This window comes from Micromonospora sp. NPDC018662 (genome assembly GCF_044391475.1).
In the GTDB taxonomy this organism is placed as follows: Bacteria; Actinomycetota; Actinomycetes; order Mycobacteriales; family Micromonosporaceae; genus Micromonospora.
In genome coordinates this window covers 689,735-715,525 of sequence record NZ_JBISAC010000002.1, presented here as the reverse complement: position 1 = coordinate 715,525, position 25,791 = coordinate 689,735, and the positions used below count along the sequence as shown (strand labels likewise).

The window sequence follows — 25,791 nt, the reverse complement described above, 5'->3', positions numbered from 1 at the left end:
AACTTCCTCGACATGACGTCGACGCTTCCCGCCGTCTCCGGCATCGACACCACCCGCAGCCCGGCCCGCGCCCTGGTCTGTCGCGCCTGTTCCGCGCGCTACCCGCTGGCCGCGCAGCACGCCTGCTACGAGTGTTTCGGCCCGCTGGAGGTCGACTACGACACCGCCGCCCTGGCCACCGTCACCCGCGAGCAGATCGAGGCCGGCCCGGACAGCATCTGGCGGTACGCCGCCCTGCTCCCCGCCGGCCAGGACCCGGCCACCCGGGTCACCCTCGACCCGGGGCTGACCCCGCTGGTCGCCGCCGGTCACCTCGCCGCCGAGCTGGGCCTCACCGCGCCGCTCTGGGTGAAGGACGACAGCGCCAACCCCACCCACTCGTTCAAGGACCGGGTGGTGTCGGTGGCGTTGACCGCCGCCCGCGCCCTCGGCTTCACCCGCTACGCCTGCGCGTCCACCGGCAACCTGGCCAACTCGGTCGCCGCGCACGCGGCCCGCGCCGGCGTACCGTCGGTGGTGTTCATCCCCAGCGACCTGGAGCAGGGGAAGGTCGTCACCACCGCGGTCTACGGCGGTGACCTGGTCGCCATCGACGGCTCGTACGACGACGTGAACCGGCTCTGCGGCGAGCTGGTGGAGACCGACGAGTTCGAGGACACCGCGTTCGTCAACGTGAACGTCCGGCCGTTCTACGCCGAGGGCTCCAAGACGCTCGGCTACGAGGTGGCCGAGCAGCTCGGCTGGCGGATCCCCGCCCAGGTGGTGATCCCGATGGCCAGCGGCGAGCTGCTGACGAAGATCGACAAGGCGTTCACCGAGCTGGTCGAGATCGGGCTGGTCGAGGCGCCGGCCGGTGGCTGGAAGGTGTTCGGCGCGCAGTCCGCCGGCTGCAACCCGATCGCCACCGCGCTGCACGACGACCGCGACACCATCGTCCCGGTCAAGCCGACCGGCATCGCCAAGTCGTTGAACATCGGCGACCCGGCGGCCGGCGTCTACGCGCTGGAGGCGGTCCGCCGCACCGGCGGCTGGATGGAGTACGCCGACGACGACGAGATCCGCGCCGGGATCACGCTGCTGGCGCGGACCACCGGCGTGTTCGCCGAGACCGCGGGCGGCGTGACGGTGGCGGTGCTGCGCAAGCTGGTCGAGTCGGGGAAGCTCGACCCGGCCGCCGAGACGGTGATCTTCAACACCGGCGAGGGCCTGAAGACGCTCGACGCGGTGGCCGCCGAGTCCGGCCCCACCCACCGCATCAAGCCCAACCTCCGCGCCGCCCGAGACGCCGGCCTCCTCTCCTGACCCCTCACCCCCATGCCCGCTCTTTCCCGGAAAGTGTGGCTATCCGGGACGAAATAGCCACACTTTCCGTGAATCAGCGCGCCGCCTGAGTGGGGTGGGGCTCGCGCGGGAGGGGCGGGGGGTGACGGGGGGAGTGCGGGGAGTGTCGGAAAACTGTCACCGGAGGACTTGACGGCAGGAACCGGACGGCGCAAGATGCTCCGTGCGGGAGGGCTTTCGCCGGAGACTTTTCAAAGTTTTGCGACCCAACGCCGGAGGCGTTGTGCGGACGTCCCTCCCGACCAACGTAGGACAGGGCCAGCGGAAAACCGCTGGCCCTGTCGCTTCTTCCGGGGCAGGCTCACCGCCATGGGCCTGACCGTCACCCCGCTGGACGTCGCCGACACGCCGACGCTGGACGCGGCGTACCGGATCGCGGAGGCGGCCCGCGCCGTCGACGAGCCGGACCTGCCGCCGACCTGCCGCCGGCGGTTCGAGGCGCTGCTGCGGCACCCGATGCCCGGCATCGCCGGGCGGTGGCTCGTCGCCCGCCTCGACGGGGAGCCGGTCGGCTGGCTCCGGCTCCACCTGCACACGCTGGACAACGTCGAGAACGCCGGCGTCGAGCTGGTGGTCGACCCGGACCGCCGGCGTCGCGGGATCGGGCGCGCGCTGCACGGGCACGGCGTACGCCTGCTCCGGGAGCACGGCGGCAAGCGGCTGGTCGGCTCCACCGCCGCCGCGCTGCCCGGCGAGGCGGAGCGGGTGTTCCCCGGCGCGGCGTTCGCCGCCGCCATGGGCGCGAAACCGGCGAACACCGACGTCCGCCGCCGGCTCGACATCACCGCGCTCGACCGGGCCCGGCTGGCCGCGCTGCTGGCCGACGCCCGCGCGGCGGCCACCGGCTACCGCACCGTGCGCTGGCGCGACCACACCCCCGACGAGTACGTCGCGGACATCGCCCACCTGGAGGGCCGGCTGCTGCTCGACGCGCCCATGGGCGAGCTGGCGTGGGAGCAGCAGAAGATGGACGCGCAGCGGAAGCGGGGCGTGGAGCGGGCGCTCGACGCCCGGGGCGTGCGCCGCTACAACACCGGTGCGGTGCACGAGGCGTCCGGCCGGCTGGTCGGCTGGAGCCAGCTCAGCCTGGAGGCGAGCAGCACCGACCACGCCTGGCAGCAGATCACCATCGTCGACCCCGGCCACCGCGGCCACCGGCTCGGCCTGCTCTGCAAGACCACCAACCTGGCGTACGCGCTGGAGCGCGAACCGGCGCTGCGTACCGTCGACACCTGGAACGCCGCCGCCAACAGTCACATGATCGCGATCAACGAGCAGCTCGGCTTCCGCCCGGTCGCCGGCTCGGTCGACTGGCAGTTGACGATCTGACTTGTGACACGCCCCTACTGATCTGGTGCCTTTCTGTTGCATGATGGCGGGCATGACGGAGACCCCGCACCCCCTGTACGCCAGGCACGCCGAGACCCTCGACCGGGCGCTGACCGCCATCACGGAGCGCGGGTACTGGTCCGCCTATCCCGAGTCGCCCAGCCCCCGGGTGTACGGCGAGACCGCCGCCGCCGACGGTAAGGCCGCCTTCGAGGCGTACCTGGGCGGCGACTTCCCGCTCGACCAGGCGAGTGACGGCACCACCGTGGCCACCGAGGCCAGCCCGTTCGGCGTGGCGCTGGACGTGCGCTACCCGCACGCCGGCGCGGACGAGCTGGTGGCCGCCGCCACCGCCGCGCTGCCGGCCTGGCGCGACGCCGGCCCGAAGGCCCGCGCGGGCGTCTGCCTGGAGATCCTCGACCGGCTGCACAAGAACGTGTTCGAGCTGGCCAACGCCGTGCAGTTCACCAGCGGCCAGGCGTTCGTGATGGCGTTCCAGGCCGGCGGCGCGCACGCGCTGGACCGCGCGCTGGAGGCGGTCGCCTACGCGTACGCCGAGATGACCCGCCACCCGGGGACGGCCGGCTGGGAGAAGGCCGCCGGCAAGGGCGACCCGCTGCGGATGACCAAGACGTTCCACGTGGTGCCGCGCGGGGTGGCCCTGGTCATCGGCTGCAACACGTTCCCGACCTGGAACTCGTACCCCGGGTTGTTCGCCTCGCTGGTCACCGGCAACCCGGTGGTCGTGAAGCCGCACCCGCGCGCCGTGCTGCCGCTGGCGATCACCGTCAAGTACGCCCGGCAGGTGCTCGCCGAGGCCGGCTTCGACCCGAACCTGGTGCAGCTCGCCCCCGAGGCGGCCGGCGAGAAGCTCGCCTCGACGCTGGCCCTGCACCCGGCCGTGAAGATCGTCGACTTCACCGGCTCCACCGAGTACGGCGACTGGCTGGAGGCGAACGCCCGGCAGGCCGCCGTCTACACCGAGAAGGCCGGCCTGAACACGGTGGTGATCGACTCCACGGACGACTTCGTCGGGCTCTGCCGCAACCTGGGCTTCACGCTCACGCTCTACAGCGGTCAGATGTGCACCACCTCGCAGAACCTGCTGATCCCCCGCGACGGCATCGAGACCGACCAGGGGCACAAGAGCTTCGACGAGGTGGCCGCCGGGATCGCCGGCGCGGTCGCCAAGCTCACCGCCGACCCGGCGCGGGGCGTGGAGCTGACCGGCGCGATCGTCAACGACGGGGTGCTGGAGCGGCTCGACGAGGTCACCAAGGTCGGCGAGCCGGTGCTGGAGTCGCGGACCGTCGAGCATCCGTCCTTCCCGGGCGCCGTGGTGCGTACGCCGACCGTGGTCAAGCTGGACGCCGGCGACACCGCGACCTACGCGCGGGAGTGGTTCGGGCCGATCTCGTTCGCCATCGCTACCGACTCGACCGAGCACAGCCTGCGCATCCTGCGCGAGACGGTGGGGGAGAAGGGCGCGCTGACCGCGGCCGTCTACTCCACCGACGAGGCCGTGCTGGACGCGGCCGAGGCGGCGGCGATCGACGCCGGGGTGCACCTGTCCTGCAACCTGACCGGCGGCGTGTTCGTCAACCAGTCGGCGGCGTTCTCCGACTTCCACGGCTCGGGCGCGAACCCCGCGGCGAACTCCGCGCTGACCGACGGCGCCTACGTCGCCAACCGCTTCCGCGTCGTGCAGTCACGCCGCCACGCGTGAAAGGCGGGGCCCCTTCTTAACGCATTCGGTAGAGGAGGGGCCCCCGCTTAACACCAGACGTCAGGCCGGGCGGCGCATCTGGAGTTCGCGCAGGGCGGGGAGCCGGGGGTGCGGGACGCGTACCCCGGTGTCGGTGAAGCCCAGCTTCCGGTAGGCCCGGCAGGCGCGCTCGTTGCCGACCACCACCTCCATCATCAGCTCGGGCCGCCGGCAGGCCCGCGACCAGGCCGCCACCGCGTCCACCAGCGAGGCCAGCAGCCCGGTGCCCCGTCGAGCGGGCGTCACGTAGACCGCGTAGACCAGCGTCAGGCCCGGCTCGTCCGGGGCGGCGATGCCGCCGGCGTGACCGACCAGGCGACCGTCCGCCTCGGCGACGAACTGGGCGATGTGGTCGCCCCGTGAGACCGTCGCCACCCGGGCCGCGAAGTCCGCGTGCGGGCGGGCGGCGGCCTCGGCCACGGTCTCCAGGAAGGCCAGCGGGGTGTCGGCCAGCATCTCCAGCCGGAGCGCCCGCATCCGGGCGGCGTCCTCCGGGCGGATCCGCCGGACCGTGGGCGGGACGGGCGCGCTGGTCATGCCGCATACATACCGGACCGGGTCGGAGGCGGCGCGTCCGGGTGCCGTACCAGCCCGAAAAATGCCCGATTTGTGGTCGTGCGCCGTCGTCACGCCTCGTGTAGCGTGCGATTTCGGTCACCTATTCAGCGTCGCCGATCGCCGAACCGGTGCGCCGCCGGTGCCGGTCCGCCGGTCTCCGGGTGTTGGGACGCCGCGCAGAGTGAGGAAGTGCACCGTGGCACAGGGCACCGTGAAGTGGTTCAACTCCGAAAAGGGCTACGGCTTCATCGCCGTCGACGGCGGCCAGGACGTCTTCGTCCACTTCTCCGCGATCGAGATGGACGGCTACAAGGCGCTGGACGACGGCCAGCGGGTCGAGTTCGAGATCGCCCAGGGCCAGAAGGGCCCGCAGGCCGAGCGCGTCCGCGTCATCGCCTGATCGCTCCCGGCCGTCGCCCGCGGCCGAGCCGAGCCGCCCGACCGGGGCTGCGTTGCCACCCCGCACCGTGGAAGATCATGAGCCGTTCCAGCCGTCGCCGCTGAGGAGGGCCCATGTCCGACCTGCCCCCGTCGGGTTCCACCGAGCCGGTGCCCCCGGCCGACCCGGACCGGCCCACGCCGCCGGCCGTCGGGCCGCCGGTGCCGGAGCAGCCGGGGTCGCCCGGCTCGCCGACGCCCACCGCCGGTCAACCGGCCGTCGACCCGTGGGCCGACCCGACCTCCGCCGGGCGGCCGGACTCCGAACCGGACGCGCCGAACCCGTCCGGGTACGGCCCGCCGCCCGCCCACCCGTACCCGTCCGGCCCGGCCACCCCGCCGCCGCCCGGTTGGCCCGCGCCGCAGGCCACCCCGCCCGGTTGGCCAGCCGCAGCACAGGGCACTCCGCCCGGTTGGCCCGCGCCGCAGGGCACCCCGCCCGGTTGGCCCGCGCCGGACGCCGCCGCGCCCGGCTGGCCCGCGCCGGACGCCGCCCCGCCCGGCTGGCCCGCGCCGGACGCCGCCCCGTCCGGGTGGCCCGCGCCGGACGCCGCTCCGCCCGGCGGTTGGGGCTGGCCGGCGACCGGGACCGCGTACCCCGGTCACCCGATGCCCGGCGTGACGTACCCCGGTCACCCGATGGCCGGTGGCTGGTACCCCGGTCTCGATCCGCAGGATCCGCTGGTCACCCCGCCGCACGCGGGCGTCGGGGGCTGGTTCGCGCGGTGCGCCGGCGCGGTCCGGCGGGGCTGGCGGCAACTCCTGCCGATCATGCTGCTCACCCAGGGCGTCCCGGCGGCGGTGATCTCCGTCCTCTCGCTCTTCCTGGCCCCCACCGGCGAACTGGCGACCGGCCCGGACGGCGCGCCGGTGCTGCCGGACGGCTACCTGGAGCACGTGGTCGTGTTCTACGGCGCGATCCTGCTCGCCGCGGTGGTGTTCGGTCCGCTCCAGGCGGTCGGCTGGGGTGCGGGCACCTGGGTGGTCGCCCGGCAGGCGGCCGGTGAGCCGGCCGGCCTCGGCGGCGCGCTCCGCTACGGCGTGCGCCGCGCGCTCGGGCTGTGGGGCTGGACGATCGTCGTCTCGCTGCTGATCACGGTGGGCGCGTGTCTCTGCCTGCTGCCCGGCATCTACGCCGCGTTCGCGGTCGCGTTGTTCGGCCCGGTCTACCTGTTCGAGCGGCAGGAGCCGATCGGGCGGGCCTGGCGGATGTTCCACAAGCGGTTCGGCATGGTGCTGGGCCGGGTGGCGCTGGTCATGTGCGCGCTGCTCGCGGCGAGCGTGCTGGACGTGGTGGTGGGCGCGGTGAGCGGCGCGGCGTTCGGCACCGATCCGACGTCCGCGCCGGGCACCGCGGTCGGGGCGATGGCGCTGGCCGTGGTGGGTGCCGCGCTGGCTGCGCCGGCCTACCTGGCGCAGCTCGTCGGGCTGGTCGTCGCGTACGCCGAACAGCGGGCCCACGAAGGCCCGGTGAACGCGGCCCGACTGGCGGCGGAACTCGGCTGAGCGGCGCGCTCGTGCTTGCACTCGGCTAGGGAGAGTGCTAAACAAGTCATTGGCACTCGCGTACGGTGAGTGCCAATGGTCGGGGCGGTAGGGCCACGGCCGCGCCGGTGCCTCACGGGGTGCCGGAGCGGAACGGGGCCGGTCGTCGCGGGCTGTCCGGCCCGACCGAGGAGGACGTCGTCGTCGCCAGGTGGCGACGTCCCCAAGGTGCGTACACCAGACGGCCCATCCGGTCATCCCGGGTGGCCCGTGAGTGTCCAGGAGGACAACGCCGTATGGCCAAGATGATCGCGTTCGACGAAGAGGCGCGCCGCGGCCTCGAGCGGGGCATGAACCAGCTCGCCGACGCCGTGAAGGTGACGCTCGGCCCCAAGGGCCGCAACGTCGTGCTCGAGAAGAAGTGGGGTGCCCCCACCATCACCAACGATGGTGTGAGCATCGCCAAGGAGATCGAGCTCGAGGACCCCTACGAGAAGATCGGCGCCGAGCTGGTCAAGGAGGTCGCGAAGAAGACCGACGACGTCGCCGGTGACGGCACGACGACGGCGACCGTCCTGGCCCAGGCCCTGGTTCGCGAGGGCCTGCGCAACGTGGCCGCCGGCGCCAACCCGATGGCCCTGAAGCGGGGCATCGAGGCCGCCGTGTCCAGCGTCTCGGAGGAGCTGCTCAAGCTCGCCAAGGACGTGGAGACCAAGGAGCAGATCGCCTCCACCGCCTCCATCTCCGCCGGTGACAGCACCGTCGGTGAGATCATCGCCGAGGCGATGGACAAGGTGGGCAAGGAAGGCGTCATCACCGTCGAGGAGAGCAACACCTTCGGCCTGGAGCTCGAGCTCACCGAGGGCATGCGCTTCGACAAGGGCTACATCTCCGCCTACTTCATGACCGACCCGGAGCGTATGGAGGCCGTCTTCGACGACCCGTACCTCCTGATCGTCAACAGCAAGATCTCGTCGGTGAAGGACCTGCTCCCGATCCTGGAGAAGGTCATGCAGTCGGGCAAGCCGCTGCTGATCATCGCCGAGGACCTGGAGGGCGAGGCCCTCGCCACGCTGGTGGTCAACAAGGTCCGTGGCACCTTCAAGTCGGTCGCCGTCAAGGCGCCGGGCTTCGGTGACCGGCGCAAGGCCATGCTGGCCGACATCGCCATCCTCACCGGTGGCCAGGTCATCAGCGAGGAGGTCGGCCTCAAGCTGGACGCCGTCAACCTCGACATGCTGGGCCGCGCCCGCAAGGTCGTGGTGACCAAGGACGAGACCACCATCGTCGACGGTGCCGGCGACGCCGAGCAGATCCAGGGCCGGGTGAACCAGATCCGGGCCGAGATCGACAAGAGCGACTCCGACTACGACCGCGAGAAGCTGCAGGAGCGCCTGGCCAAGCTGGCCGGCGGTGTTGCGGTGATCAAGGTCGGCGCGGCCACCGAGGTCGAGCTGAAGGAGCGCAAGCACCGCATCGAGGACGCCGTCCGCAACGCGAAGGCCGCCGTCGAGGAGGGCATCGTCCCGGGTGGTGGCGTCGCGCTGGTGCAGGCCGGCAAGACCGCCTTCGACAAGCTGGACCTGGCCGGCGACGAGGCGACCGGCGCGCAGATCGTCAAGATCGCGCTGGACGCCCCGCTGCGGCAGATCGCCGTCAACGCCGGCCTCGAGGGTGGCGTCGTCGTCGAGCGGGTCCGCAACCTCGACCCGGGTCACGGCCTCAACGCCGCGTCCGGCGAGTACGTCGACCTGCTGGCCGCCGGCATCATCGACCCGGCCAAGGTGACCCGTTCCGCGCTGCAGAACGCCGCCTCGATCGCCGCGCTGTTCCTCACCACCGAGGCCGTCGTGGCGGACAAGCCGGAGAAGACCCCGGCCGCCCCGGCTGGCCCGGGTGGCGGGGACATGGACTTCTGAGTCCAGCTCCACCAGTACGCCGACAGGGGGCGGGCCGCGTTCAGCGGTCCGCCCCCTTCCGCGTCCGCGTCAGGTGGGCAGCGGCCGTTGGTTGCGTCGCTTGTGCGCCGGTCCGTACGGCGGCAGCAGCCGCCTCGGCTCGTCCACCGGTTGCCGGGGCTCCTCCACGGCCGGCTGGTCCGCCGCGGCCTGCTCGGCGTCGCCCACGTCGAGCCGGTCGGTGGGCAGCTCGCCGGTCGAGCGCCGGCCGGTCGCCGGGTCGTCGGTCCGTTCGTCATCCGTGGCCATACCGCGCCTCCTCTGCCCCTCGAACGGTAGGGGCCGGTCGATCAGCCTGGAGGACGAACGGCGTTATGCCCCCATTGATGGCCTTGCCGGCGATTTGTCACCCCGTCCGCGCCGCCCGCACCGCCGCGTACGCGTCGACTAGGCCGGCGCCGACCAGGTCCCGGGTGCCACCGCAGGTCGTACCGGCCGGGACCGTGGCCGGGGTGGCGGTCTCGGTGAGGATCCGCCGGGTCCGCGCCAGGTCCCCGATCAGCGCCGGATTCGCCGACCACATCAGCGCCACCACGCCGGCCACCTGCGGGGTCGCCATCGAGGTGCCGTCCAGGGTGGCGTACCCGCCGCCCGGGAACGCCGACGGCACCGCCGCGCCGGGCGCCACCAGGTCGGGCTTGGGAACCTCAGCGGTCGGGCCCCGGCTGGAGAACTCGGTGAGCCGGCGGGCCCGGTCGACCGCGCCGACCGTCAGCACGTCCGGGTACGGCGCCGGCGGGTCGGCGATGGAACCGCAGTACGGACCCTCGTTGCCGGCGGCGGCCACCACCAGGATGCCGGCGGCGGCCAGCGCGGCGGTCGCCGGGCGCAACGCCCCCGCGTCGCACCCCTCCAGCGGCGGGCAGCCCCACGAATTGGTCAGCACGTCCGGCGCGCGTCGCGGCCGGCCGTCGGTCAGCGGGTTCCCGCCCGGCGGGAACGGCGCCAGCATGAACTGGAGGCAGTCCAGATAGCGGGCCGGGCTGCCGAGGTTGCGGTCCAGGTTGACGCAGCCCACCCAGCTCGCCCCGGGCGCCACCCCGATCCCGTCGCGGCCCACCGCGCTGCCCAGCGTGTGGGTGCCGTGGCCCCCTCGGTCGGCCGGCGCGCGGCGGTGCTCCCACGGGTCGTACCAGGAGTCGTCGCCGCCCCGGAAGCCGGCCGCCAGCGCCGGATGCCGGCCGTCCACCCCGGAGTCGGAGCTGCCCACCACCACACCGGCGCCGGTGACGCCCAGCTCCGACCAGACCCGGTCCGCCCCGATCAGCGACACGTTCCAGGTGGGGCCGGTCGGCGCCGGGGTGTCGCCACGGGCCGGCGGCGCCGCCGCGGGCAGCGGGCGCGGACGCTGGTCGACCAGCACCCGGGCCACCTCGGGCCGGCCGGAGAGCCACGCCCGGATGCCCGGCCCGCCGTCCGTCTCGATGGCGTTGACCAGGTAGTACGGCGTCGGGTTCAGGCGCAGCCGGGTCAGCGTGCGGCGCAGGTCGCCCTGGGTGCGGTCGGCGGTCGCCACCAGCCGCCGGTAGACCTCGGCGGCCCGGACGTCCCGCCCCGCCCGGCCCGGCGCGCCGGCCGGCAGGCCGCTCAGGTCCGCCTGCTCGCGCAGCACCACCAGCAGCCGTTCGCCGTACAGGCCCGGCTGGCCGGGGACGACGTACACGACCGCCACGGCGGCCAGCAGGGCCCCGGCGGCCAGCCCGGCCACGCCCCGACGGGGCGTGCCGGCGCGGCGGCGGGCGAGCAGCACGGCGTACCCGACGGCGAGCAGGACCGCGACGGCGAACGCCGCGCCGGTGCCCACCGCGACCCAGAACGGCACGTCGCGGCTGCTGGCCAGCAGCAGGGTGATCTCCTCCGGGTCGGTGAGAGCCAGCGGCCCGGCCAGCGCCAGGCCGACCAGCCAGCGCACCGGCGTCGCCCCGGCCGGACGCCCGGCGCGCCGGGCCGCGGCCTCCAGCGCGGCCAGCACGAAGCCGAGCGGCGGCAGCAGCAGCAGGCCCGGCAACTGCGCGCCGGACTGCCCGGCGCCGGCGGCCAGCATGGTCAGCGTGACGCCCGCGACCAGGCCGCCGAGCAGCACCAGCCGGACCGGTCGGGGCGCCGGCCCGGCCGCGAACGCGGCCCAGAAGCCGGGGCCGAGCAGCACGCCGGCCAGCATGCCGAAGGCGGCGGCGGCCAGGCCGGCGAGCAGCGTCTCCAACGCCCCGCCAAGCGCGCCCACCCACACCCAGGGCAGCAGGACCGCCAGCCCGGCGGCCACCGCCAGCAGCGTCACCGCGTCGGGCCGCGCGCCCCCGCGACCGGCCGGCCCGCTCCGGCCGCCCACCGCCGTCGGGCCGGTTCCCTCGGCCGTCGCCCCCGGGCCGTCCGTCAGGGTGTCGCCGTCCGCCGAGGTCGGGCCGCTTCGCCAGGCCGTCGTCGCCGGGCCGTCCGCCGGGGTGGGCGGGCGGCGGCGGGCGAGCCGGGCGGCGGCGAGCGCCAGCAGCGCGCCGGTCGCCGCCAGCGCCGCCAGGTACGCCTCGTGATGCACCGGCGGGAGCGCCCGCAGCAGCGTCCCCACGCCCAGCGCCAGCGCGCCGCCGGCCCACGCCCGCCCGGCCGCGCGCAGCGCCGGCGAGCGGGGCAGCAGCGCCAGCGCCAGCACCGGCGCGCCGATCAGCAGCACGGTGCCCGCCGCGACCACCGGCCAGACCGCCACCGCCCGGTCCAGCCCGGTGACCAGCACCACCTGGTCGACCAGCCAGCCGGTGACCTGGCCGGGCACGGTCACCAGCACCGCCCAGAGACCGGCCGCGACCGCCGCGACGACCGGCCACGGCCCGGTCTCGCGCGGTGACGGCGGGGGTACGGGCACAGCGGGCGGGCCGGTCAGCATGGTCATCACGGTACGGCCGGGACGTGTCGCCGTGGCGTGCGGACGGCTACCGTGGACGGGTGCGCGACCCCAACGTGTCCCGATCCGTGGCCGGCCAGCTCTCCGCCGAGCGCCGCGCCGACGACCTGCGCCGGCTCCGCGCCGAGCGGTTCGACGTGCTGGTCATCGGCGGTGGGGTGACCGGGGCGGGCGCCGCGCTGGACGCCGCGTCCCGAGGGCTGAAGGTCGCCCTGGTGGAGGCGCGCGACTACGCCGCCGGCACGTCCAGCCGGTCCAGCAAGCTGATCCACGGTGGCCTGCGCTACCTGGAACAGTTGGAGTTCCACCTGGTCCACGAGGCGCTCACCGAGCGCGGGCTGCTCGCCACCCGGCTCGCCCCGCACCTGGTCCGCCCGGTGCCGATCCTGGTGCCGCTGCCCACCTCCGGCGGCGTACGCGACCTGCCCCGGCGGGTCCTCCGCCGCTCCTACTACGGGCTCGGCGTGGCCGCGTACGACGTGTTCGCCGGCGTGTTCGGCGGCGGGCGCGGCATGCCGCTGCACCGGCACCTCACCCGGGAGGGCGCCCGCCGGATCTTCCCCAGCCTGCGGCCCGACACGCTGGCCGGGGCGATCCGCTACTACGACGGTCAGGTCGACGACGCCCGCCTGGTGGTCACGCTGGCCCGCACCGCGGCCAGCCTCGGCGCGACGGTCGTCACCAGCGCCCGGGCGGTCGGCCTGATCCGCCAGGCCCGCGAGGTGACCGGCGTCCGGGTGCGTGACCTGGAGGCGCCGGCCGGTTCGCCGGACGCCGAGTTCGAGGTCCGGGCCCGCACCGTGATCGCCGCGACCGGGGTGTGGAGCGACGACATGTCGCGGATGCTCAACGACGTCGGGCTGCGGCCCGGCCTGCGCGTCCGGGCGTCGAAGGGCGTGCACCTGGTGGTGCCGCGCTCGGCGATCGTCGGCGAGACCGGGCTGATCCTGCGCACCGCCACCAGCGTGCTCTTCGTCATCCCGTGGGGCGGCCACTGGATCATCGGCACCACCGACACCGACTGGCAGCTCGACCGGTCCCACCCGGCCGCCACCGCGCGCGACATCGACTACCTGCTGGAGCAGGTCAACACCGTGCTGGACCGGCCGCTGACCACCGCCGACATCGAGGGCGTCTACGCGGGGCTGCGCCCGCTGCTCTCCGGCGAGGCGGATTCCACCTCCAAGCTGTCCCGGGAGCACGCCGTGGTCGAGCCGATGCTCGGCCTGCTGCTGGTGGCCGGCGGGAAGTACACGACGTACCGGGTGATGGCCTCCGACGTGGTCGACCACGCGGCGCGCCGGCTCGGCCGGACCCGCCCGTCGCGCACCGCCGACCTGCCGCTGCTCGGCGCCGACGGGTACGCCGCCATGTGGCGGGACCGGGCCGACCTGGCCCGCCGGCACCGGGTGCCGGTCGGCGTGGTGGAGCACCTGTTGGAGCGCTACGGCACCCTCACCCTGGACCTGCTCGCCCTGGTCGACGCCGACCCGCTGCTCGCCTCGCCGCTGGCCGGCGCGCCGGAATACCTCGCCGCCGAGGTCACCTACGCGGCCCGCGCCGAGGGCGCGTTGCACGTGGAGGACGTGCTCACCCGGCGTACCCGGATCTCCATCGAGACCAGCCACCGCGGCCTGGAGTCGGCGGAGCACACCGCGGAGCTGATGGGCGCGGTGCTCGGCTGGGACGCGGCGACCCGCGCCCGGGAGGTCGCCCACTACCGGGCACGGGTGGAGGCCGAGCGGGCGTCGCAGCTCATGCCGGACGACATCGCCGCCGACGCGGCCCGGCTCGGTGCGCCCGACGTGCGGGGCTTCGTGGCCGACCGGGGCGCCGGGCTGCCGACGTCGCCGCGCTGAGGCGACCCGAACCCCTAACGGCCGCTCGACGGCTAGTGCGCGCTACCTACGGAAGTGTAGGTTTCCGGCGTGGTTCGCCCATCCTGGTCGCGCGTCCCCGCCCTGTCCGCCGGCGTCCTGCTGGCGACCGCCCTGACCGGTTGCGCGCTCCTCGGCAACGCCGAGGGCGCCGCCGCACCCGGTCGGCAGGGCTCGGCCACACCGACACCGACCGGGAACCTCGTCACCCTGATGCAGCGGCTGGGCGGGGACGGCCCGGTCCGCACGCTCGACGTGGAGCCGACCGGCCGGTGGCAGTGCCGGGACTGCGCCGGCGACGGCGTCGACGCGACCGGCTCGCTCAACCCCGAGCAGACGTCCCGGTTGCAGCGGATGCTCGCCGACCCGGCGCTGGCCCGGGAGACCGACCAGGCCCGGCGGTACCGGCAGCTCTGCATCGGCGTGCTGACCTCGACGCTGCTGATCCCGCCGGGGCTGACCGTCACCATCCAGGACTGCCCGGGGGAGCCGGCGCCGCCGGTGGCGTACCAGGTGCTGCTGCTGCTCACCCAGGCCACGCCGGCCGACGACAAGGGCTGAGTCAGACCACCTTGCCGGGGTTGAGCAGCCCCGCCGGGTCCAGCGCCGCCTTGATCGCCTGATGCACCCGGACGCCCACCGGGCCGATCTCCCGCGCCAGCCAGTCCCGCTTGAGCAGCCCGACGCCGTGCTCGCCGGTGCAGGTGCCGCCCAGGTCCAGCCCGAGCCGCATGATCTCGTCGAAGGCCCGCCGGCCCCGCTCCAGGCTCGCCGGGTCGGCCCGGTCCACCACGATGTTCGGGTGCATGTTGCCGTCGCCGGCGTGCCCGACCACCCCGATCGGCACGTCGCACGCGACGGCGATCCGGGCCACCCCGTCCAGCAGCTCCGCCAGCCGGCCGCGCGGCACCGCCACGTCGTCGATGACCAGGCCGCCGTTGCCACCCGGGAACGTCTGCGCGGCGAACCGTTCCATCGCCGGGTGGGCCAGCCGCCGCGCCTGGAGCAGCGCGGCGGCCTCGGTCGCGTCGGTGGCCGCCCAGACCTCGTCGGCGCCGGCCGCCGTGCACACCTCGGCGATCCGGGCCAGGTCGCCGGCCGCCCGGTCACCGGTGTCCACCGCCGCCAGCAGCAGCGCCTCCGCGTCGGTCCGCAGCCCCATCGGCCGGTACGCCTCGATCGCCCGCAGGTGCGTCCGGTCCAGCAGTTCCAGCAGGCTGGGGGTGAGGCCCCGCTCGGCGATGCCGGCCACCGCGCCGCCGGCCGCCGCCGTGGTGCCGAAGACCGCCACCAGGGTCAGCGACGCCTCCGGCGCCGGGCGCAGCGCCACGGTCACCTCGGTGATCACGCCGAGCGTGCCCTCCGAGCCGACGAAGAGCCGGGTCAGGTCGTACCCGGCGACGCCCTTGGCGGTGCGCCGGCCGGTGCGCAGCACCTCGCCGGAGGCGAGCACCACCTCCAGGCCGAGCACGTACTCGCTGGTCACGCCGTACTTCACGCAGCACATGCCGCCGGCGTTGGTGGCCACGTTGCCGCCGATGGTGGACGACTCCCAGGAACCGGGATCCGGCGGATACCAGAGCCCGTGCGCCCGCACCGCCGCGGCCAGCGCGGCGTTGACCACGCCGGGCTGCACCACGGCGATCCGGCCCACCGGGTCGATCTCCCGGACCTGGTCCATCGCCACCGTGCTCACCACCACCGCGCCGTCCACCGCGTTCGCCGCGCCGGCCAGCCCGGTCCGCGCCCCCTGCGGCACCACCGGTACGCCGTGCCGCCCGGCCGCCCGGACCACCGCCACCACGTCCTCGGTGTCCCGGGGGCGGACCACCACCAGCGGGGTGCCCGAGTCGCACAGGTCGGCCTCGTCGCGCGCGTGCCCGGCCAGCAGGTCCGGGTCGGTCAGCACGGCGGACTCGCCGAGCGCGGCCCGCAGCTCGTCGAGAAGGGGATGGGCGGCCATGTCGGGAAGGCTACCGGCGTACCGTCTGTGGCCGTGCTCTACCTGGACCCGCCCACCGTGCCCTGGCGCGGCCGGCTCTGGTCGCACCTGATCAGCGACGTCTCGTACGCGGAACTGCACGCCTTCGCCGAGCTGCTCGGCGTCAGCCGGCGCGGCTTCGACCGGGACCACTACGACCTGCCCGCCGAGCGGTTCCGGGTGGCGGTCTGGCTGGGCGCGACGGTGGTGCCGTCCCGCGAGATCGTCCGGCTGCTGCGCGCCGCCGACCTGCGCCGCCCGAAACACGTCTCCGCCTCGGCCGCGCCGGTCTCAGCTCAGCGTGCCCAGCTCGCGGGTCAGGTTGGCGCGGGCGGGCGCCTCCCAGCGGGCGTGCGGCTCGGGTAGCCGGAAGAGCGCCGGCAGGGCCAGCAGGTGCCGCAGCACGGCGGCCCGGCCGGCGCGGAAGTCCGGCTCCGGGACGTGGGCGTACTCGTGGCGGATCGCGGCGGCGTACCTGTCGTAGTCGTCAGGTGCGGCGGCCAGCACCGCCAGGTCGGCGTCGCAGAGCAGCGCGCCGTCCGGGTCGTCCGGCCCGACCGCGTGGCCGGCGGTGAGCAGCACCAGGCGGCGTACCCCGGTCACCGCCGCGGTCGGCAGCCCGGCGGCGGCGAGCAGCGCGCCGCCCAGGTCGGCGCTGGCCCGCTCGTTGGCGTCGCCGCCCGCCCGTGGGTCGTAGACCGCGTCGTGGCACCACGCCGCGAGCCGGACCAGCTCCGGGTGGCGGGCCAGATCGGCGTACGCGTCGACCACGTCGAGCACCGCCCGCAGGTGGGTCACCGTGTGGTGGTGCCGGTGCGGCTCCCGCCAACCGGCCAGCAGCCGCGCCCCGGCGCGTGCCACGCCGGCCGGATCGGTCGCGCCGGCCGCCCGGGCCGTCGCCCGCCACCGCGCCGTCAGCTCGTCCATCCGGTGCAGTGTGCCCCACTCCGGCGTCGGGGCGAGGATTCACCGGGGACGGGACGGGTAGTACCCGCCATGGCCCGGGACCGACGACCGCCGTTCCTGCGGCGCATGACGTCGCGCGAGTCGCTGGGCGACCTCGACGGGCCACGGATCGCCTCCGCCATGGACGAGCTGCGCCACCGGAGCAAGGCCACGCTGCACGACCGGCTGCACCGGGTCCGGACGGCGTTCGGCCTGGCGTTGCAGGCGGGGCTCGCGGCCGGCCTGGCGTACCTGGTCTCGCACCGGTTGCTGCACAACCCGCAGCCGGTGTTCGCCCCGATCTCCGCGGTGGGCACGCTGGCCGCCTCGGTGGGGCAGCGGTTCCGGCGTACCGTCGAGCTGATCATCGGGGTGGCGGTCGGCGTCCTCGTCGGCGACGTGCTGATCTATTTCCTGGGCACCGGCGCCTGGCAGCTCGCGCTGGTGGTGACCTCGGCGATCCTGCTGACCATCTTCGCCGGGGCGAGCGTGGCCATCGTGATCCAGGCGGCGGCCACCGCGGTGCTGATCGTGACGCTCACCCCGTCCACCGAGAACATCGAGTTCCCGCGCTTCGTCGACGCCTTCGTCGGCGGCAGCATCGCGCTGCTGGTGACCGCCGTCCTGCTGCCGCTCAACCCGCTCCGGGTGCTCAACCGGGCCGCCCGGCCGGCGCTGGACCTGCTCGCCGAGCAGCTCGACGCGTGCGCCGAGGCGCTGCGCAACCGGGACCGGGGCGCCGCCCAGCGGGCGCTGTTCCGGCTCCGGGAGAACAAGGAGGAACTGGCCGCGCTGACCGAGGCGATCGAGGGCGCCAAGGAGACCATCACCATCTCGCCGGCCCGCTGGCACCGGCGCAGCGAGCTGACCCACTACGCGGAGGCGGCCGAACCGATCGACCGGGCCATGCGTAACAGCGGCACGCTCATCCGCCGCGCGGTCACCATGATCGAGGACGAGGAGCCGGTCCCCGAGCCGATGCCGGACTCCATCACCCACCTGGCCGAGTCGGTACGCCTGCTCCGGCACGAGTTCGCCTCCGGCGACGAGCCGGAAAAGGCCCGGGAGCGGGTGTTGCGCGCGGTCAGCGAGGCCGGCCGGGCGTACGCCGAGGGGGTCGGCTTCTCCGGCAGCGTGGTGATCGCCCAGGTGCGGACCGCCGCCAGCGACCTGATGGTGGCGTCCGGCATCGACCAGGACGAGGCGAACCGCCTGGTCCGGCAGGCGTTCCACGGAAAGGACCAGCCCGCCACCGCTTGCACCGCCCCTCCCGTCGGCTGACCCCCGCCCCGCCTTGGTGATCATGAGGTTGACGGGTGGGAGAGCGTTTTCCGGGTCGGTCAACTTCCTGATCGACGCGGACGGGCCAGCGCCGCCAGGGCGGTCAGGAGGGTGTCGATCTCGTGCTCGGTGGTGCCCAGGCCCAGGCTGGCGCGGAGGGCGGTGGGGGGCAGGTCGGTGCGGCCGGACCGGACGGCGGCCTCGGTCAGCAGGCGGCGGGTCAGCGGGTGGGCGCAGAACAGGCCGTCCCGGACGCCGATCCGGTGTCGGGCCGCCAGATGGGCGGCCACCTCGGCGGAGTCCCGCCCGGCGACCACGAAGCTGACGATGCCCACCCGGGGCGCGTCCGGACCGAACGTGCGCAGCTCCACCACGCCCGGCAGCGCGGCCAGGCCGGACCGCAGCCGGGCCAGCAGCGCCTGCTCCCGGGCGTGCAGCGCGGTCCGGTCCGCCGCCGAGAACGCCGCGCAGACCGCCGCCAGCGCCACCGCGCCGAGCAGGTTGGGGGTGCCGCCCTCGTGCCGGGCCGGGCCGGTCACCCAGCGCACCTGGTGGGTGGCCGCGCCGACGTGACTCGTGGCCCCGCCGCCGGCCAGGTACGGCGGGGCGGCGTCCAGCCAGTCCGCGCGCCCGGCCAGCACGCCGGTGCCGAACGGGGCGTACAGCTTGTGGCCGGAGAGCGCCAGGTAGTCCACGTCCAGCGCGGTCAGGTCGACCGGGGCGTGCGGGGCCAGTTGGGCGGCGTCCACCAGGATGCGCGCGCCGTGCCGGTGGGCCACCCGGGCCAGTTCGGCGACCGGCCAGCACTCGCCGGTGACGTTGCTGGCGCCGGTCACCGCGACCAGCACCGGCAGGCCGGGCCGGGCGTCGCGGGCCAGTTCGCCCAGCGCCAGGGTCAGCGACCGGACCGCGTCGGCCGGGGAGTCCGGCACCGGCAGCCGCACCGAGCCGCGCGGCCAGGGGAGCAGGTTCGCGTGGTGCTCGCCGCCGAACGTGACCACCGTGGTGCCGGCGGGCAGCGCCCGGGCCAGCAGGTTCAGCGCGTCGGTGGTGTTCCGGGTGAAGATCACGTGGTCGGTGGGACGTGCGCCGACGAAGTCCGCCACGGTCTGCCGGGCCCGCTCGTAGGCCAGCGTGCAGCGCCGCGACAGCGCGCCCGCGCCGCGGTGCACGCTCGCGTACCAGGGCAGCAGCTCGGCCACCGCGTCGGCCGCGGCCCGCGCGCACGGCGCGCTGGCGGCATGGTCCAGGTTGATCTCCCCCGGTACGCCGAGCACGCCGAGCGGGTCCGGCCGGACCGGCGTGGGCAGCGGGGGAAGGGCGGGTACGAGGGTGACGGTCATGGCGGAGCCTCCGGGGAACCGGGACCCCGGCGTGCCGGGACGGGGTCCGCGCTTGCCCAGCACGCGACGCGGCGCTGGGCCCGGTCATCACCCGGGGCACCCCACCGCGAACTCGACGAGGGTTGCCGGCCAGCAAGCCGGGGCTTGACGCTGGCGCTCGTGACCTGCCCGGCAGCATAGCCGTCACGATGCGGCCGGACCAGTGGGGCGCGGGTGGCTACGCTGACCGCATGGCCGTCAACCCGCCCGGCGGAGCACTGCCGCCGCCGCCCGCGCCCGCCGTCCCGCCGCCCGGGGCGCCGACGCCGCGGATGCCGCTGCGCCGGCTCGGCTGGCGGCGCTTCCTGGCGCTGGCCGCGGTGGTGCTGCTGATCGCGGCCGGCGCGCTGTTCATGGTCTTCACGCTGGGCGAGAGCCTGGGCGCGGAGGCGCTGCTGGTCGGCGTGATCGCGGCGATCCTGCCGGTGCCGGTGCTGGTGTCCTGCTTCCTCTGGCTCGACCGCTACGAACCCGAGCCGCTGAAATACCTGATCTTCTGTTTCGCCTGGGGCGCCTTCGTCTCCACCGCCATCTCGCTGCTGGTCAACGAGACCGGCGCGCGGCTGTTCGAGGACAACGGGTTGCCCGCCGCGCTGACCGCCGTGCTGGTCGCGCCGTTCATCGAGGAGCTGACCAAGGCGGCCGGTCCGATCCTGCTGCTGATCTTCCGGCGCCGGGAGTTCTCCGGGATCACCGACGGCCTGGTCTACTGCGGGCTCTCCGCGGTCGGCTTCGCGATGGTCGAGAACATCCTCTACCTGGGCGGATACGGCTACCGCACGGGCGTGGAGGAGTACGGCCCGGCGACCGGCGCACAGCAGGTGATCGCGATCTTCATCGTGCGGATCCTGCTCTTCGGCTTCGCCCACCCGCTGTTCACCTCGATGACCGGCGTCGGGCTGGGGGTGGCCGCGCGTACCGCCGACCGGCGGGTGCGGATCCTCGCCCCGCTCGCCGGGCTGCTGCTGGCCATGATGCTGCACGGCACCTGGAACCTGCTGCCCTCACTGGCGCAGGCCACCGGGCAGCAGGTGATCGTGCTCTACGGCTACATCGGCGTGATGGTGCCCATCTTCTTCGGCATGGTGGGGCTGGCCGTCTGGCTGCGGGCCTGGGAGGGGCGGCTCACCGAGCGCACGCTGCCCGACTACGTCCGGGCGGGTTGGCTCACCCCGCCCGAGGTGGCGGCGCTGGGCAGCCTGGGCCGGCGGCACGCGGCCCGCGCCTGGGCCCGGCGGGTGGCCGGCGACGGCGGCGTGAAGGCGATGCGGGGCTACCAGTTCGCCGCGACCCGGCTGGCGCTGCTGCGCGACGGGATGCGCCGGGGCCTCGACCGCAAGCCCGCCGAGCGGGACCGGACGGTGCGGGAGGAACGGGAACTGCTGGACGCGATCGCCGCGTACCGGTCGTTCTTCGTCGGCCGCGACCCGCAGGCGCCGGTCGGCGTCTGGGACGGGCAGCGCTACCACCTGCGGTTCCCGGACGGGTCCCGGCGCGCGGTCGAGGCGCCGGACGAGCCGGTGGTGCCGATCCCGGTGGTGCTGGCCCCGCCGCCCCCGCCCCCGGGCTACGGCCCGCACGCCTGGCACCCGCACCGCTGAGCACCCACCCACGCGGGGGCGGTCAGGTCATCATGCCGGTGAGGAAGTCGCCGAGCCCCTGGGCGATGGCCATCAGCGCGGCCCCGATCCCCCGGAACAGCTGCGCCGCGCCGTCCGGCCGGAACGCCATGAAGTAGATCAGGAACGCGAGGAACCCCCAGGCGAGAATCCTCTTGATCACGATCGGCATGGTCCCTCCCCAGGGCGCACTGAGGTGCCTGGGCTTCCCGCCGGGCAGCGCCGCAAACGGCGCGGGGCTACAGGTAGAGCCCGGTGGAGCCGGTGGCGCCGCTCTCCACCCGTTCCGCCGCCACCGCGTGCACGTCGCGCTCGCGCAGCAGCACGTACGCCCGGCCGTGCAGCTCGACCTCGGACCGGTCGTCCGGGTCGAAGAGCACCCGGTCCCCGGCCACGATCGAGCGTACGTGCGGCCCGACGCCGACCGCGGTGGCCCAGGCGAGGCGTTTGCCGACCGCCGCGGTCGCCGGGATCACGATGCCGGCGGTGGAGCGGCGTTCCCCCTCACCGCCCTCGGTACGCACCAGCACGCGATCGTGCAGCAGGCGGATGGGCAGCCCGGCGTCGAGACTCTGGTCGGCGGTCACGCGAAAACGCTACCGCGTGCCCCGCGATCGATCCCGCCGTGGTTGGCCCGGACCGTGGCGGGGCAATGTGTGGCGGAGCCGCCCTATGGTGGGGCGGCGGACGTATCCTGTCCCCCCTGTCACGTACGTGGGTGGGCCAACTTTGCCGGAGGTGCGCTTGAGCCGCTTCGAGCGGATGCGCGGACGGCTCCGCCGCGCGTACGAGTCGGGACGGGAGTCCGTCCGGGCCGGCCGGGAGGGGGCGGACACGGCACCGGACGACGCGGGCGTGGCCTCACCCGTCTCGCCGGGTCCGGTGGCGTCGCCGTCGGCGATGGTGGTGGGCGCCGAGCCGCCGGCCGCCATGCACAACTCGACGGTCAGCCGGGACGACACCGAGGTGCCGCACGCGCTGCGCATCGCCGCCGCCTGGTGCTGGCGACTGATCGTGATCGGCATCGTCACCTGGGCCCTGCTCCGGATCGTCGGCACGATCAGCATCGTGATCATCCCGCTGACCGTCGCGCTGCTGCTCTCGGCGCTGCTCGCCCCGGCGGTCGGCTGGCTGCTGAAGGCCCGGTTCCCCCGCTCGCTGGCGACCGGCGTGGTGCTGGTCGGTGGCCTGGTTGCGGTGATCGGCACGCTCACGCTGGTGGTCAACGAGTTCATCCAGGGCGTGCCGGAGCTGAGCGAGAAGTCCTCGCAGGGCGTCCGGCAGATCCAGGACTGGCTCAAGACCGGGCCGCTGCACCTGTCCGACAGCCAGCTCGACCGTTACATCAACGAGGCGCAGGCCTGGATCAACGGCAACACCGAACGGTTCACCAGCGGCGCGCTCAGCACCGCCGCGACGCTGGCCGAGGTGCTCACCGGCACCGTGCTGGTGCTCTTCGCGACGTTCTTCTTCCTCCGCGACGGCAACAACATCTGGCGGTTCCTGGTCCGGCTGCTGCCGGTGGCCGCGCGCTGGAAGGTCGACGACGCCGGGCGCGCGTCCTGGGCGACGCTCGGCGCGTACGTGCGGGCCACCGTGCTGGTCGCGTTCATCGACGCCGTGGGCATCGGCATCTTCCTGGTCGTCTTCGACATCCCGTTCGCGTTCCCGCTGGCCGCGTTGGTCTTCCTCGGCGCGTTCATCCCGATCGTCGGCGCGTTCCTGTCCGGCGTGGTGGCCGTGCTGGTGGCGCTGGTCGACAGCGGCCCGGTGACCGCCCTGATCATCCTGGGCGTGGTGGTCGGCGTGCAGCAGGTCGAGGGCCACGTGCTCCAGCCGCTGATCATGGGCCGGGCGGTGGCCATCCACCCGCTCGCCGTGATCATCGGCATCGCCGCCGGCGTGGTGCTGGCCGGCATCGCCGGCGCGCTGGTCTCGGTGCCGCTGATCGCCGTGCTCAACACCGCGGTCCGCCGGCTCGCCGCGCGTACCGTGCCGGACACCCCGCCGGACGCGGTGGTGGTCGCCTCCCAGGCGCCCTGACCCGGCCCGATCCGCCGACGCCCGCGTCACCCCACCCGGGGGGCGCGGGCGTCAGCTCTTGGCGAGGCGTTCCAGCGCGCCCCGGGCCACCTCGGGACGAGTCGTGTACCAGAACGGCGGCAGCGACCGGCGCAGGAACGGGCCGTAGCCGCGCGCCGTCTCCAGCCGCGAGTCGAGCACCGCGACCACGCCCCGGTCGCCGGTGGCCCGGATCAGCCGGCCCACGCCCTGCGCCAGCCGGACCGCCGCGATCGGCACGCTGACCGCCGCGAAACCGGACCCGCCACCCGCGTCCACCGCTGCCGCCCGCGCGGCGGCGAGCGGCTCGTCGGGCCGGGGGAACGGCAGCCGGTCGATCACCACGAGCTGGCAGGCGTCACCCGGCACGTCCACCCCCTGCCAGAGCGACATCACCCCGAACAGGCAGCTCTCCCGCTCCTGCCGGAAGCGGCGCACCAGCAGTGGCAACGCCTCCTCGCCCTGGAGCAGCACGGGCAGGTCGGTCCGTGCGCGGACCAGCTCCGCCGCCTGCTGCGCGGCCCGCCGGGAGGAGAAGAGCCCGAGGGTACGCCCACCGAGCGCGCCGACCAGCGCCAGCAGCTCCTCGCCGGCCGCCGTGGGCAGCCCGGAGACGCTGGGACGGGGCAGGTGTGCGGCCACGTAGAGGATGCCCTGCCGGGCGTAGTCGAACGGCGAGCCGACGTCGAGCGACCGCCAGCCCGGCCCCTCGGTGGCCGGGACCGTGCCGACCGCCGCCCGGCTGCCCTCGGTGCTCGCCACCGGCCCCGGACCGGTGCCGCGGCCGGCGGCGGCTGCGGTCGCCATCGCGGCGGCGGCCGGCGACGGCGGGGCCGGCGGCGGCGCCTCCAACCCGAGTGCCCGGGCCACCGTGTCGAAGCGCCCGCCCAGCGCCAACGTGGCCGAGGTGGCGACCACGGTCCGCTCGTCGTAGAGGTGGGTGGCGAGCGTGCCGGCCACCGACAGCGGCGCCACCACCAGCGCCCGGCGGCTGCCGTTCTCCGGCTTCTCCACCCAGGCCACGTCGTGGTCGCCCTCTTCCAGCAGGCGCTGGGCGGTGGTGGACAGCTCGTCCAGCACGGCCTTGGCCTGCTGCTTGCGGACCGGGTCCGGGTCGTCGGCCTTCACGTCGCCGATCGCCTCCAGCGCGGCCCGGGTCGCCGAGTCGAGCAACGTGCACGCCTCGCGCAGCGCGGACGGCAGGCCGGCGGTGAGCCGGCCGGCCGGCGCCTCGGCCAGCCCCACGGCCAGCGCGTCGCCGGCCTCGGTGAGCCGGTCGGCGTGGTCGGGGCGGAGCAGCGGCCGGGCCCGCCGGGTGGACCTGTCGATCAGCTCCGGCACCAGCTCGGCCTGGGCCGCCGAGGAGACCCGGTCGGCCAACTCGTGCGCCTCGTCCACGACGAGCAGCCGGTGCGGGGGCACGATGTGCCGCCCGGCGAGCATGTCCACGGCGAGCAGGCTGTGGTTGGTCACCACCAGGTCGGCCTCCCGGGCGCGGGCCCGGGACGCCTCCGCGAAGCACTCCTGCCCGAACGGGCAGCGGCTCGCGCCGACACACTCCCGGGCCGGCATGGAGACGCTGCGCCAGACCTGGTCGTCGACGCCCGGATCCAGCTCGTCCCGGTCGCCGGTGGCGGTCTCCTCCGCCCAGTCCCGCAGCCGCTGCACCTGCTTGCCCAGCCGGCCCGCCTCGCCGAGCCACTTGGTGCCGCCGCCGGGCCGGGGCGCGTCGAAGAGCGCGTCGTCCGGCTCGTCCTCGACGGAGCTGTCCAGCCGGGCCAGGCACAGGTAGTGGTGGCGGCCCTTGAGCACGGCGAACGTGGGCCGGCGGCCGAGCACCGGCTCGACCGCGTCGGCCAGCCGGGGCAGGTCGTGGTCGACGAGCTGGGACTGCAGCGCCAGGGTGGCGGTGGAGACCACCACCGGGCCGTCCACGGTCAGCGCCGGCGCCAGGTAGGCCAGCGACTTGCCGGTGCCGGTGCCGGCCTGCACCAGCAGATGCTCGCCGGAGGCGATGCTGCGCTCGATCGCCTCGGCCATCTGCTGCTGGCCCGGCCGGGTCGCGCCGCCCGGGACCGCGCCGACCGCGGCGGCCAGCAGCTCCGTGCCGCTCGCGCGGCCACTCCGGCGCTTCTTCGGGACGGCGGTGCCGGTGGCGGTGCGGGACGGGCTCACCGTGCGACCGTACCCGCCGGCACCGACGCCGGTCCGGCCGCTCCGGCGGCGTGGCGGAGTACCGGGTCGCGTCCGGTTACCTGCCGATCGCGTGGCGTGGCCGGAATCGGTTAGGGTGCCAGGCATGCCGAGCGATGTGGTCCGCGTGATCTACCGCAAGTACGACGGCAGCGCCCACCGCGACTACCCGGCCCGCCGGCTCGCCGAGGACGACCTCGGCGTCTGGCTCGGCGTGCCGGTCGGCACCGAGTCGGTCTACCACGGCCGGCCGTCGGTCGAGCAGATCCCGTTCGTCCTGCTGGTGCCCCGGCACGCCTGGTGGACGGGCATGTTCAACCCGCCGCCGCGCACCAGCGAGGTCTACTGCGACATCGCCACGCCGGCCCGCTGGGAGGGCGACGAGACGGTCCACCTGGTCGACCTCGACCTGGACGTGGTGCGCCGCCGCGAGACCGGCCTGGTCGAGCTGCGCGACGAGGACGAGTTCGCCGAGCACCGGGCCCGGTGGAACTACCCGGACGACCTGGTCGCCGAGGCCGAGGCGGCGTCCCGCTGGCTGCTCGGCGCGCTCGGCGACGGCACCGAGCCGTTCGCCACGTCGTACCGGAAGTGGTTGGCCCTGGTGGTCTGAGCCGCGCGTCACCAGCGCGGCGGCCAGCCGGCGTCCGGGCCCAGCGGTGGCAGGTCGCCCGCCGCCCCT

The 25,791-nt window shown here is 74.9% G+C and carries 21 protein-coding genes, 2 pseudogenes and 1 riboswitch; of the genes and pseudogenes, 13 read left to right on the top strand and 10 right to left on the bottom strand.

Annotated features, from left to right (window positions below):
* Positions 1-12 precede the first annotated feature (12 nt).
* The 3 genes from thrC to paaN all read left to right on the top strand — a co-directional run bounded on the left by thrC (position 13) and on the right by paaN (position 4,396).
* Complete coding sequence (gene thrC / locus ACH495_RS08785) at positions 13-1,302, top strand: threonine synthase (RefSeq protein WP_396857103.1); 1,290 nt, start codon at positions 13-15, stop codon at positions 1,300-1,302.
* Between the two features lie 348 nt (positions 1,303-1,650).
* Complete coding sequence (locus ACH495_RS08780) at positions 1,651-2,670, top strand: GNAT family N-acetyltransferase (protein ID WP_396857102.1); 1,020 nt, start codon at positions 1,651-1,653, stop codon at positions 2,668-2,670.
* Positions 2,671-2,722: 52 nt separating this feature from the next.
* Positions 2,723-4,396, top strand: a complete 1,674-nt coding sequence (gene paaN / locus ACH495_RS08775; RefSeq protein WP_396857101.1) for a phenylacetic acid degradation protein PaaN — start codon at positions 2,723-2,725, stop codon at positions 4,394-4,396.
* A 60-nt stretch (positions 4,397-4,456) separates the two neighbouring features.
* Here the strand turns inward: paaN and ACH495_RS08770 are convergent, their stop codons facing one another.
* Positions 4,457-4,972, bottom strand: coding sequence for a GNAT family N-acetyltransferase (locus tag ACH495_RS08770; RefSeq protein WP_396857100.1), 516 nt, complete (start codon positions 4,970-4,972; stop codon positions 4,457-4,459).
* 217 nt (positions 4,973-5,189) lie between these two features.
* Here ACH495_RS08770 and ACH495_RS08765 point away from each other — a divergent pair, with 217 nt between their 5' ends.
* The 3 genes from ACH495_RS08765 (at position 5,190) to groL (ending at position 8,835) form a co-directional block, all read left to right on the top strand.
* Positions 5,190-5,393: a cold-shock protein gene (locus ACH495_RS08765; RefSeq protein WP_067305333.1), complete on the top strand. Its 204-nt coding sequence runs from the start codon at positions 5,190-5,192 to the stop codon at positions 5,391-5,393.
* 113 nt (positions 5,394-5,506) lie between these two features.
* The gene (locus tag ACH495_RS08760; protein WP_396857099.1) at positions 5,507-6,937 is read left to right on the top strand and encodes a hypothetical protein; all 1,431 of its coding nucleotides are present in this window, start codon (positions 5,507-5,509) and stop codon (positions 6,935-6,937) included.
* A 275-nt stretch (positions 6,938-7,212) separates the two neighbouring features.
* Positions 7,213-8,835, top strand: a complete 1,623-nt coding sequence (gene groL, locus ACH495_RS08755) for a chaperonin GroEL (protein ID WP_396857098.1) — start codon at positions 7,213-7,215, stop codon at positions 8,833-8,835.
* A 69-nt stretch (positions 8,836-8,904) separates the two neighbouring features.
* Here groL and ACH495_RS08750 read toward each other — a convergent pair whose 3' ends face one another.
* A complete protein-coding gene (locus ACH495_RS08750; RefSeq protein WP_396857097.1) occupies positions 8,905-9,123 on the bottom strand; it encodes a hypothetical protein in 219 nt (72 codons plus the stop codon).
* A gap of 97 nt (positions 9,124-9,220) precedes the next feature.
* On the bottom strand, positions 9,221-11,752 hold the full coding sequence (locus ACH495_RS08745; RefSeq protein ID WP_396857096.1) for a S8 family serine peptidase: 2,532 nt from the start codon (positions 11,750-11,752) through the stop codon (positions 9,221-9,223).
* Positions 11,753-11,826: 74 nt separating this feature from the next.
* On the opposite strand from ACH495_RS08745, the gene ACH495_RS08740 reads away from it, so the two are divergent.
* On the top strand, positions 11,827-13,629 hold the full coding sequence (locus tag ACH495_RS08740) for a glycerol-3-phosphate dehydrogenase/oxidase (RefSeq protein ID WP_396857340.1): 1,803 nt from the start codon (positions 11,827-11,829) through the stop codon (positions 13,627-13,629).
* Positions 13,630-13,698: 69 nt separating this feature from the next.
* Positions 13,699-14,208: a hypothetical protein gene (locus ACH495_RS08735; RefSeq protein ID WP_396857095.1), complete on the top strand. Its 510-nt coding sequence runs from the start codon at positions 13,699-13,701 to the stop codon at positions 14,206-14,208.
* 1 nt (position 14,209) lies between these two features.
* On the opposite strand, the gene ACH495_RS08730 is transcribed toward ACH495_RS08735, so the two are convergent.
* On the bottom strand, positions 14,210-15,610 hold the full coding sequence (locus ACH495_RS08730) for an FAD-binding oxidoreductase (protein ID WP_396857094.1): 1,401 nt from the start codon (positions 15,608-15,610) through the stop codon (positions 14,210-14,212).
* 33 nt (positions 15,611-15,643) lie between these two features.
* Between ACH495_RS08730 and ACH495_RS08725 the strand changes: the two genes are divergently transcribed.
* Positions 15,644-15,994 (top strand): DUF4031 domain-containing protein, encoded by a 351-nt coding sequence (locus tag ACH495_RS08725; RefSeq protein ID WP_396857093.1) that lies wholly within the window; start codon positions 15,644-15,646, stop codon positions 15,992-15,994.
* On the opposite strand, the gene ACH495_RS08720 is transcribed toward ACH495_RS08725, so the two are convergent.
* On the bottom strand, positions 15,920-16,555 hold the full coding sequence (locus ACH495_RS08720; RefSeq protein ID WP_396857092.1) for a metal-dependent phosphohydrolase: 636 nt from the start codon (positions 16,553-16,555) through the stop codon (positions 15,920-15,922). The genes ACH495_RS08725 and ACH495_RS08720 overlap by 75 nt on opposite strands.
* A 69-nt stretch (positions 16,556-16,624) precedes the next feature.
* Here ACH495_RS08720 and ACH495_RS08715 point away from each other — a divergent pair, with 69 nt between their 5' ends.
* Positions 16,625-17,854: an aromatic acid exporter family protein gene (locus tag ACH495_RS08715; protein WP_396857091.1), complete on the top strand. Its 1,230-nt coding sequence runs from the start codon at positions 16,625-16,627 to the stop codon at positions 17,852-17,854.
* A 59-nt stretch (positions 17,855-17,913) separates the two neighbouring features.
* Here the strand turns inward: ACH495_RS08715 and ACH495_RS08710 are convergent, their stop codons facing one another.
* Complete coding sequence (locus ACH495_RS08710) at positions 17,914-19,197, bottom strand: aminotransferase class V-fold PLP-dependent enzyme (RefSeq protein WP_396857090.1); 1,284 nt, start codon at positions 19,195-19,197, stop codon at positions 17,914-17,916.
* A gap of 43 nt (positions 19,198-19,240) precedes the next feature.
* Positions 19,241-19,362: riboswitch (SAM riboswitch) on the bottom strand.
* Positions 19,363-19,385: 23 nt separating this feature from the next.
* On the opposite strand from ACH495_RS08710, the gene ACH495_RS08705 reads away from it, so the two are divergent.
* Positions 19,386-20,837 (top strand): PrsW family intramembrane metalloprotease, encoded by a 1,452-nt coding sequence (locus ACH495_RS08705; protein WP_396857089.1) that lies wholly within the window; start codon positions 19,386-19,388, stop codon positions 20,835-20,837.
* Positions 20,838-20,859: 22 nt separating this feature from the next.
* Here the strand turns inward: ACH495_RS08705 and ACH495_RS08700 are convergent, their stop codons facing one another.
* Together ACH495_RS08700 and ACH495_RS08695 are read right to left on the bottom strand one after the other, a co-directional pair.
* Positions 20,860-21,027: a hypothetical protein gene (locus ACH495_RS08700; protein WP_396857088.1), complete on the bottom strand. Its 168-nt coding sequence runs from the start codon at positions 21,025-21,027 to the stop codon at positions 20,860-20,862.
* A 67-nt stretch (positions 21,028-21,094) separates the two neighbouring features.
* Complete coding sequence (locus tag ACH495_RS08695; RefSeq protein ID WP_396857087.1) at positions 21,095-21,442, bottom strand: GroES family chaperonin; 348 nt, start codon at positions 21,440-21,442, stop codon at positions 21,095-21,097.
* Positions 21,443-21,617: 175 nt separating this feature from the next.
* Between ACH495_RS08695 and ACH495_RS08690 the strand changes: the two genes are divergently transcribed.
* Entirely contained in the window at positions 21,618-22,898 is a 1,281-nt protein-coding gene (locus tag ACH495_RS08690; protein ID WP_396857339.1) for an AI-2E family transporter, read from the top strand.
* Between the two features lie 51 nt (positions 22,899-22,949).
* On the opposite strand, the pseudogene ACH495_RS08685 reads toward ACH495_RS08690, so the two are convergent.
* Both ACH495_RS08685 and ACH495_RS08680 read right to left on the bottom strand, forming a co-directional pair.
* Positions 22,950-23,636 (bottom strand): annotated as a pseudogene (locus ACH495_RS08685) (ATP-dependent DNA helicase); the annotation flags it as partial.
* 111 nt (positions 23,637-23,747) lie between these two features.
* Positions 23,748-25,091: pseudogene (locus ACH495_RS08680) on the bottom strand (ATP-dependent DNA helicase); the annotation flags it as partial.
* A 124-nt stretch (positions 25,092-25,215) separates the two neighbouring features.
* On the opposite strand from ACH495_RS08680, the gene ACH495_RS08675 reads away from it, so the two are divergent.
* The gene (locus ACH495_RS08675) at positions 25,216-25,722 is read left to right on the top strand and encodes a DUF402 domain-containing protein (protein WP_396857086.1); all 507 of its coding nucleotides are present in this window, start codon (positions 25,216-25,218) and stop codon (positions 25,720-25,722) included.
* Positions 25,723-25,791: the final 69 nt, after the last annotated feature.

Coding starts and splice junctions, on each gene's coding strand:
- ACH495_RS08730 (WP_396857094.1), bottom strand. CDS start 15,610: ATGGCCGCCCATCCCCTTCTCGACGAGCTGCGGGCCGCGCTCGGCGAG.
- ACH495_RS08705 (WP_396857089.1), top strand. CDS start 19,386: ATGCGGCCGGACCAGTGGGGCGCGGGTGGCTACGCTGACCGCATGGCC.
- ACH495_RS08690 (WP_396857339.1), top strand. CDS start 21,618: ATGCGCGGACGGCTCCGCCGCGCGTACGAGTCGGGACGGGAGTCCGTC.
- ACH495_RS08770 (WP_396857100.1), bottom strand. CDS start 4,972: ATGACCAGCGCGCCCGTCCCGCCCACGGTCCGGCGGATCCGCCCGGAG.
- ACH495_RS08675 (WP_396857086.1), top strand. CDS start 25,216: ATGCCGAGCGATGTGGTCCGCGTGATCTACCGCAAGTACGACGGCAGC.
- ACH495_RS08780 (WP_396857102.1), top strand. CDS start 1,651: ATGGGCCTGACCGTCACCCCGCTGGACGTCGCCGACACGCCGACGCTG.
- ACH495_RS08720 (WP_396857092.1), bottom strand. CDS start 16,555: ATGGACGAGCTGACGGCGCGGTGGCGGGCGACGGCCCGGGCGGCCGGC.
- ACH495_RS08715 (WP_396857091.1), top strand. CDS start 16,625: ATGGCCCGGGACCGACGACCGCCGTTCCTGCGGCGCATGACGTCGCGC.
- ACH495_RS08745 (WP_396857096.1), bottom strand. CDS start 11,752: ATGCTGACCGGCCCGCCCGCTGTGCCCGTACCCCCGCCGTCACCGCGC.
- ACH495_RS08750 (WP_396857097.1), bottom strand. CDS start 9,123: ATGGCCACGGATGACGAACGGACCGACGACCCGGCGACCGGCCGGCGC.
- ACH495_RS08710 (WP_396857090.1), bottom strand. CDS start 19,197: ATGACCGTCACCCTCGTACCCGCCCTTCCCCCGCTGCCCACGCCGGTC.
- paaN (WP_396857101.1), top strand. CDS start 2,723: ATGACGGAGACCCCGCACCCCCTGTACGCCAGGCACGCCGAGACCCTC.
- ACH495_RS08760 (WP_396857099.1), top strand. CDS start 5,507: ATGTCCGACCTGCCCCCGTCGGGTTCCACCGAGCCGGTGCCCCCGGCC.
- thrC (WP_396857103.1), top strand. CDS start 13: ATGACGTCGACGCTTCCCGCCGTCTCCGGCATCGACACCACCCGCAGC.
- groL (WP_396857098.1), top strand. CDS start 7,213: ATGGCCAAGATGATCGCGTTCGACGAAGAGGCGCGCCGCGGCCTCGAG.
- ACH495_RS08700 (WP_396857088.1), bottom strand. CDS start 21,027: ATGCCGATCGTGATCAAGAGGATTCTCGCCTGGGGGTTCCTCGCGTTC.